Origin of the sequence: Tenacibaculum aiptasiae, assembly GCF_965221665.1 — a bacterium.
GTDB classification, from domain to species: Bacteria; Bacteroidota; Bacteroidia; order Flavobacteriales; family Flavobacteriaceae; genus Polaribacter; species Polaribacter aiptasiae.
This window is the reverse complement of record NZ_CBDCSN010000003.1, coordinates 1,302,165-1,309,540: the sequence shown is the minus strand read 5'-3', so window position 1 is coordinate 1,309,540 and position 7,376 is coordinate 1,302,165. Positions and strand designations below refer to the sequence as shown.

8 protein-coding genes are annotated in these 7,376 nt (G+C 30.4%); 6 read left to right on the top strand and 2 right to left on the bottom strand.

Annotated features, from left to right (window positions below; translation table 11 throughout):
• Positions 1-2: 2 nt before the first annotated feature.
• The 6 genes from ACOQN8_RS17530 (at position 3) to ACOQN8_RS17505 (ending at position 6,133) form a co-directional block, all read left to right on the top strand.
• Positions 3-950, top strand: coding sequence for a PorP/SprF family type IX secretion system membrane protein (locus tag ACOQN8_RS17530; RefSeq protein WP_272149412.1), 948 nt, complete (start codon positions 3-5; stop codon positions 948-950).
• A 66-nt stretch (positions 951-1,016) separates the two neighbouring features.
• Positions 1,017-1,904: a 23S rRNA pseudouridine(2604) synthase RluF gene (gene rluF, locus ACOQN8_RS17525; protein ID WP_420553784.1), complete on the top strand. Its 888-nt coding sequence runs from the start codon at positions 1,017-1,019 to the stop codon at positions 1,902-1,904.
• 56 nt (positions 1,905-1,960) lie between these two features.
• Positions 1,961-3,091, top strand: a complete 1,131-nt coding sequence (gene tgt, locus ACOQN8_RS17520; protein ID WP_420553681.1) for a tRNA guanosine(34) transglycosylase Tgt — start codon at positions 1,961-1,963, stop codon at positions 3,089-3,091.
• Positions 3,092-3,107: 16 nt separating this feature from the next.
• The gene (locus ACOQN8_RS17515) at positions 3,108-4,193 is read left to right on the top strand and encodes an LptF/LptG family permease (protein WP_272149417.1); all 1,086 of its coding nucleotides are present in this window, start codon (positions 3,108-3,110) and stop codon (positions 4,191-4,193) included.
• The gene (locus tag ACOQN8_RS17510; protein WP_272149418.1) at positions 4,180-5,079 is read left to right on the top strand and encodes a DMT family transporter; all 900 of its coding nucleotides are present in this window, start codon (positions 4,180-4,182) and stop codon (positions 5,077-5,079) included. The genes ACOQN8_RS17515 and ACOQN8_RS17510 overlap by 14 nt, the downstream gene beginning before the upstream one ends.
• 100 nt (positions 5,080-5,179) lie before the next feature.
• Positions 5,180-6,133 (top strand): acetyl-CoA carboxylase carboxyltransferase subunit alpha, encoded by a 954-nt coding sequence (locus tag ACOQN8_RS17505; protein WP_150901136.1) that lies wholly within the window; start codon positions 5,180-5,182, stop codon positions 6,131-6,133.
• A 124-nt stretch (positions 6,134-6,257) separates the two neighbouring features.
• On the opposite strand, the gene ACOQN8_RS17500 is transcribed toward ACOQN8_RS17505, so the two are convergent.
• Positions 6,258-6,887 (bottom strand): 7-carboxy-7-deazaguanine synthase QueE, encoded by a 630-nt coding sequence (locus tag ACOQN8_RS17500; RefSeq protein WP_420553680.1) that lies wholly within the window; start codon positions 6,885-6,887, stop codon positions 6,258-6,260.
• The gene (locus ACOQN8_RS17495) at positions 6,859-7,338 is read right to left on the bottom strand and encodes a RidA family protein (RefSeq protein WP_420553679.1); all 480 of its coding nucleotides are present in this window, start codon (positions 7,336-7,338) and stop codon (positions 6,859-6,861) included. The genes ACOQN8_RS17500 and ACOQN8_RS17495 overlap by 29 nt, the downstream gene beginning before the upstream one ends.
• Between the last annotated feature and the right edge of the window lie 38 nt (positions 7,339-7,376).

Sequence of the window (7,376 nt, the reverse complement as noted above, 5' to 3'; positions counted from 1 at the left end):
GAATGAGAAAAATATTAATAATAGCAAGCATCGTAATTTCTAGTGTAAAATTAGTTGCTCAGGAGGTAAATTTACCTCAGTACATAAATCATATGGCAGATAACCCCTTTTTAATATCTCCAACCTTTGCAGGTATTGGTGCGGGGTTACAGGTTAGATTGAATGGAGTTAGTCAATGGATTGGTGTAAAAGGAGCACCAGATACACAGTCTATAACCGTTGAAGCAAGATTAGCAGATAGATTTGGTGGAGGTTTAACCATTTTTAATGATAAAAATGGTTTTACAACACAACAAGGAGCTAAATTATCTTTTGCAAGTCACTTAACGTTAAGTAATTTTCATGATAGCTTTTTATCATTTGCATTGAGTTATAATTTTGTTCAGTTTGGTATTGATACTTCTCAAAACAATACGAATCAAACATTGCCAAATAGATCAATAACGAATTCAAACTTTGATGTAGGTTTACTTTATCGTTACGAACGCTTTAGCATTAGTGCCAATGTGAATAACCTATTAGATAAGAAAATAGATAATTTTACATTAGATGAACCTAAAACTTTAAGACGATATACAATTTATTCATCTTTTGTAATGGCTAGAATAAGTAATCGATTTGAGCTAGAACCATCTGTTCTTGTAGAATATTATGAAGCAGATAAAAGATCTAGAACAGATTTAAACGTTAAGGCAAGAAAAGGAATTAGAGATGGATATGTGTGGGCAGGACTAAGTTATACTTTCTTAAACGATCAATTCTTTCAACCAAATGCAATAGCGCCTTTATTTGGTCTTAAAAAGAACAACTTATACATGTCATATGGATTTAGTATAAACGTTAATAAAACACAAGATTTTAATTACGGTACACATATGATAACATTAGGTTTTGATTATGACAGAAGGCCAAGTTTGGCAAGATGTACTCAAAAAATGATTATATTTTAAAGAAATCTAATAATATAATAGAAATCCTCAAGCTAAAACTTGAGGATTTTCTTTTTCTTTGCATTAATGGAAAATAGGAATCAAAATTCAACAAATCTCAATAAGTTTATAAGTAGTACAGGTATTTGTTCTCGTAGAGACGCAGAAAAATTTATTGTGGCTGGTAGAGTAACCATAAATAAAAAGGTAGCTCAATTAGGAAATAGAGTATTTGAAGGAGATGAAGTTAGAGTGGATGGACGATTACTACAAGCAAAACCAAAAACGCTGTATATAGCCTTAAATAAGCCTGTGGGAATAGTTTGTACTACCGATAGTAAAGAGAAAAAAAATATTGTAAAGTTTGTAGGACATCCAGAAAGGTTATTTCCAATAGGACGTTTAGATAAACCATCGCAAGGATTAATCTTTTTAACAAACGATGGAGATATTGTAAATAAAATATTGAGAGCAGGGAACAATCATGAAAAAGAATATATTGTTTCGGTAAATAAAAAAATAACTGACGATTTTATAACCAAAATGAGTAATGGAATTCCAATTTTAGGAACTGTAACTCAAAAATGTAAAGTAAAAAAGTTAGGCGATTTTACTTTTCAAATTATTTTAACACAAGGATTGAATAGACAAATACGTCGAATGTGTGAATATTTAGATTATGAAGTAACTAAATTGAAAAGAGAACGTATTATGAATGTTTCCTTAGGAAATTTGAAAGTAGGAGATTGGAGAGAATTAACTTCAGATGAGATGAAAGAAATCAATAAAATGATAGCGACTTCATCTAAAACAGAAGAAGCTTCGATAGATGTTGAAAAAAAGAAGCCAAAACAAGCCAAGAAAAAGGAAGAAGTAAAAGTGACAAACTTCAATAAGAAAAGTGCTGCATTTAGAAAAAAATCATCTACATCAAGAAGAAATTCAAAACAATCAAATAGAAGAAAGAGAAGGTAAAAACTTTATAATTCTTTTAATTTTTCAATTATTAAATAAGCGTATCTTTGCCACTTATGCAATTTGATTTAAAAACAACAGATCCAAAGAGTAAAGCCCGCGCAGGTGTTATTACAACAGATCACGGAACAATAGAAACTCCTATATTCATGCCAGTAGGTACGGTAGGAACAGTAAAAGGAGTTCATCAATCAGAATTAAAGAATGAAATTAACCCTGATATTATTTTAGGGAATACATATCACTTATACTTACGCCCTAAATTAGAAACACTTGAAGCCGCTGGAGGTTTACATAAGTTTATGAATTGGGATCGTAATATCCTAACAGATAGTGGAGGATATCAAGTATATTCACTTTCAGGAAGAAGAAAAATTAATGAAGAAGGAGTTAAATTTAAAAGTCATATTGATGGCTCAATGCACTTTTTTACTCCAGAAAATGTAATGGAAACTCAACGTACCATTGGAGCTGATATTATTATGGCATTTGATGAATGTACACCTTATCCATGTGATTATAACTATGCAAAACGTTCAATGCATATGACACATAGATGGTTAAAGCGTTGTGTAAATCATTTAGAGAAATTACCTTATAAGTATGGTTATGAACAAACACTTTTTCCAATTGTTCAAGGAAGTACATATAAAGATTTAAGAAAACAATCGGCAGAATTTATTGCTTCTGTAGAAGCAGATGGAAATGCAATAGGAGGACTTTCTGTAGGAGAGCCAGCAGAAGAACTATATGCAATGACAGAGATTGTAACAGAAATCTTACCAGAAGATAAGCCGCGTTACTTAATGGGAGTTGGAACTCCAATCAATATTTTAGAAAATATCGCTTTAGGAGTAGATATGTTCGATTGTGTAATGCCAACTCGTAATGCACGTAACGGAATGTTATTTACAGCTCATGGTACCATTAACATAAAGAATAAGAAGTGGGAAAACGATTTTTCGCCTATCGATGAAATGGGGATTACTTACGTAGATACAATGTATTCAAAGGCTTATTTACGTCACTTATTTGCAGCAAAAGAAATGTTAGGAAAGCAAATAGCTTCTATTCATAATTTAGGTTTTTATTTATGGTTAACAAGAGAAGCGAGAAAGCATATTTTAGCAGGAGACTTTGCTGAATGGAAAGACAAAATGGTAAAACAAATGGATAAGCGTTTATAAAATATAGGTAAAGCTTTTGAAAAAACTTGATTGGTACATACTAAAACGATATTTAGTAACTTTCCTTTTTACGTTACTAATATTAATTCCTATTGCAGTAGCCATAGATATTGCAGAGAAGATAGATAAGTTTTTACGACATGAGAATTTAACTTTTCTAGAGGTAGTTAATGATTATTATGTAAACTTTATTATTTATTATGCCAATACGTTTATGCCTTTGGCATTATTTATAGCTGTAATTCTATTTACTTCAAGATTAGCAAACAATACAGAAATTGTAGCTATTAATGGAGCACAAATATCGTTTACACGTTTTTTATATCCGTATTTTATAGGGGCAACTATTGTTTGTATAATTGCGCTATTAATGAACCATTTTTTTGTTCCATCGAGTAGTAAAACGAGAAAAGCATTTGAAAGAACATATTTAAAAAAGAAAAAATATGAAGATACCTCTGTACGAGAGTTTAGTTTACAGTTAAACGATAGTACTTATATTTTTGCTCAAAGTTTTGATTTGAAAAGAAACTCAGGATATTATTTTTCTACAGAGATTTATGATGGAATTCAATTAAAAGAAAAATTAACAGCAGAGAACATTAGTTGGATTGAAAAAGACAGTGTATTTAAATTATATAGATGGAAAAAAAGAAAGATTTATAAAGATCGAGATAGTATTTTTTCTGGAAATAGTTTAGATACTACGTTTGCTTTTACTCCTAAAGATTTTAATTATAAAAATATAATGGCTCAAGAAATGAGATCTCCAGAACTAATGAAGTTTATAGAGATCTCTAAGAAGAGAGGTATTAAAAACTTAAATGCATATTTAGTAGAGCTATATAAACGTACTAGTTTACCTATAGCAAGTTATATTTTATCCTTAATAGCAGTAGCTTTAGCACATAAAAAACGTAGAGGAGGTATAGGACTAAATTTAGCATTAGGTATATCAATAATGTTTGCTTACGTATTCTTTTTAAAAGTAGCAGAGGTCTTAGGAGCAGTAGCAGGAGCTAATGCCTTATTAAATGTATGGATTCCTAATATTGTTTTTGGCTTGTATGCTATTTATTTATACTTAAATGCAAGGAAATAAACTTAAAAATTATCTCCATTTACATTTTATAGTTTTTATATGGGGATTTACAGCAATTTTAGGGGCATTAATATCTATTGATGCAGTTCCACTGGTTTGGTATCGAATGTTGTTAGCTGTGGGCTTTATAGCTGTATATTTTTTGATACGAAAGATATCGTTTAAAATAGATACGAAAGCTTTGCTAAAATTTGCTGTCTCTGGTATTATTATCGCAGTACATTGGATAACTTTTTTTAAAGCAATAAAAGTATCAAACGTTTCAGTTGCTCTAGTAACCATGAGTACGGGAGCTTTTTTCGCTTCGTTAATAGAACCATTCTTTTTCAAAAGAAAAATAAAGTCAATTGAAATTTTACTAGGATTATTAGTAATAGTAGGATTGTATATCATTTTTAATTTCGAAAGTCAATATACTTTAGGAATTATTTATGCATTGATATCAGCTTTTTTATCAGCCTTGTTTGCTGTTTTAAATGGATTGTTTATAAAAAAACATAATGCAAACGTTATATCATTTTACCAATTATTATTTGGAGTTTTAGGAGTAACCTTATATTTACTAGTGACACAAAAGTTTTCGATGGAGTTTTTTACTTTATCTACAAACGATTGGTTGTATTTAATGATTTTAAGTAGTATTTGTACTGCATATGCATTTATAGCTTCTGTACAAGTAATGAAGTACTTAACACCATATACGGTAATGTTAACCATTAACTTAGAACCAATTTATGCAATTATATTAGCATTAATTGTATTTGGAGAAAAAGAACAAATGAAAACAGAGTTTTATTATGGAGCATTGATAGTGTTACTGGTAGTATTACTCAATGGAGTTCTTAAGAATTCAGCATCGATAAAAAAGAAAATTAGAAAAAAATAGAATTTTTAAAAAAAGTACCAAGGTAAACTGTACATTTTTTTAGTATGTTTGCCTTTACAAACGACTAACTATAAAAATAGAAAATCAAACTATATACACAATGGAATATTTAGATTTTGAAATGCCAATAAAAGAACTAGAGGATCAATTGGCAAAATGTTTTGATATAGGAAAAGAAAGCGACGTAGACGTAACAGAAACTTGCAAGAAGATTGAGCAAAAATTAGAAAAAGCAAGAAAAGATATATATAAAAACTTAACTCCATGGCAACGTGTACAATTATCACGTCACCCAAATAGACCATATACATTAGATTATATCAAGGCTATTTGTGGAGATTCTTTCATGGAATTACATGGAGATCGTAGCGTAAAAGATGATAAGGCTATGATTGGTGGTTTAGGAAAAATAGGCGATCAATCGTTTATGTTCATAGGTCAACAAAAAGGATATAATACTAAAACACGTCAATACCGTAATTTTGGTATGGCAAATCCAGAAGGATACCGTAAAGCTTTACGTTTAATGCGTATGGCAGAAAAATTTGGTATTCCAGTAGTTACCTTATTAGATACACCAGGAGCTTATCCAGGATTAGAAGCTGAAGAGCGTGGACAAGGTGAAGCTATTGCTCGTAATATTTTAGAAATGACTCGTTTAAAAACTCCTATCATTACCATAGTTATTGGTGAAGGAGCTTCTGGAGGAGCATTAGGAATTGGAGTAGGAGATAAAGTATATATGATGGAAAATACATGGTATACGGTAATTTCACCAGAATCATGTTCATCTATTTTATGGCGTAGCTGGGAGTATAAAGAACAAGCAGCTGAGGCTTTAAAATTAACAGGAGAGGATATGAAGAAGTTAAAATTAATTGACGGAATCATTGAAGAACCAATAGGAGGAGCACATACAGATAGAGAAGGAGCATTTAAAGCAGTACAAGAGCAAATCTTAAAAGCTTTTGCTGAGTTAAAAGATTTAAATGATGTAGATTTAGTAGCTCAACGTATGGATAAATACGCAAATATGGGAGTTTATAAAGAATAGAACTTCTATAAAAATATAGAATAAAAAACTCGCTTCAATACTATTGCAGCGAGTTTTTTATTTTCTGAGAAAAGATAATTTATAAAATCTTCAATAAAAAAGCAACCAATTTGGTTGCTTTTTATTAAGGTATATTTAAATATTTATGAGTTTGTAAAGAAACACGCCACTTAGGGTTATTCATTACATAATCTACTATAAGAGGTGTCATCTTTTCTTTTTTACTCCATTCAGGTTGTAAAAAAAGCTGACATTTCTTACCTACTTTTTCAGCTTGTTCTTCAGCAAATTTAAAATCACTTTTATTGTGAATAATCATTTTTAATTCATCTGCTTCTTTATAACACCTCTTTGTAGGTAGCTTTGTTTTTTTAGGAGATAAGCAAAACCAATCCCATTGCCCAGAAAATTCATAAGCTCCAGAAGTTTCGATATGAGTTTTCATTCCTCTATCTTGAAGTTCTTTAGTAATATAATCTAAACTCCACATTAAAGGTTCACCACCTGTAATAACAACAGTTTTTGCATATTTTTTAGCATTCTCTACAATAATGTCGGTTTTTGTCGGAGGATGAAGTTTAGCATTCCAACTTTCTTTAACATCACACCAATGACAACCTACATCACAACCTCCAATTCTAATAAAATAAGCAGCAGTTCCTGTATGGGAACCTTCTCCTTGTATTGTATAAAATTCTTCCATTAAAGGAAGCATTTCACCTTTGTCAATTAACTCTTGCGTCTTTAAATCCATCTACTTTTACAGCTATTACGTCAATTTCAATCTTTGCACCTACTAATAAATCGGCTGCAAAGGTAGTTCTTGCAGGCTTATTTTTAGGAAAATATTTACGAAAAATTGCATTAAAGTCGTTAAAATCATTAATATCTGCTAAAATTACAGTGCATTTTACTACATGTTCAAGGTCAGAACCATGAAGTTCCAATACATTTTTAATATTTTCTAAGGTTTGAATTGTTTGTCCAGAGATACCACCTTCAGCGAGTTTATTAGACTCAGGATTAATACCTACTTGTCCTGCTAAATATAAAGTATTACCGGCTTGAACAGCATCAGAGAAAGGAGCGTTTTTCTTACGTTCTAATTTCGATTTATAAAAGACTAAATCAGCTTTTTTTTCAGAGTTATTACAAGAAATTAATAATGAAAATAGTATACAATAAATAAAATAATGTGGCTTCATAATTAGTTGTTTAACTAGGGTTTATGGTAAAGTTAACA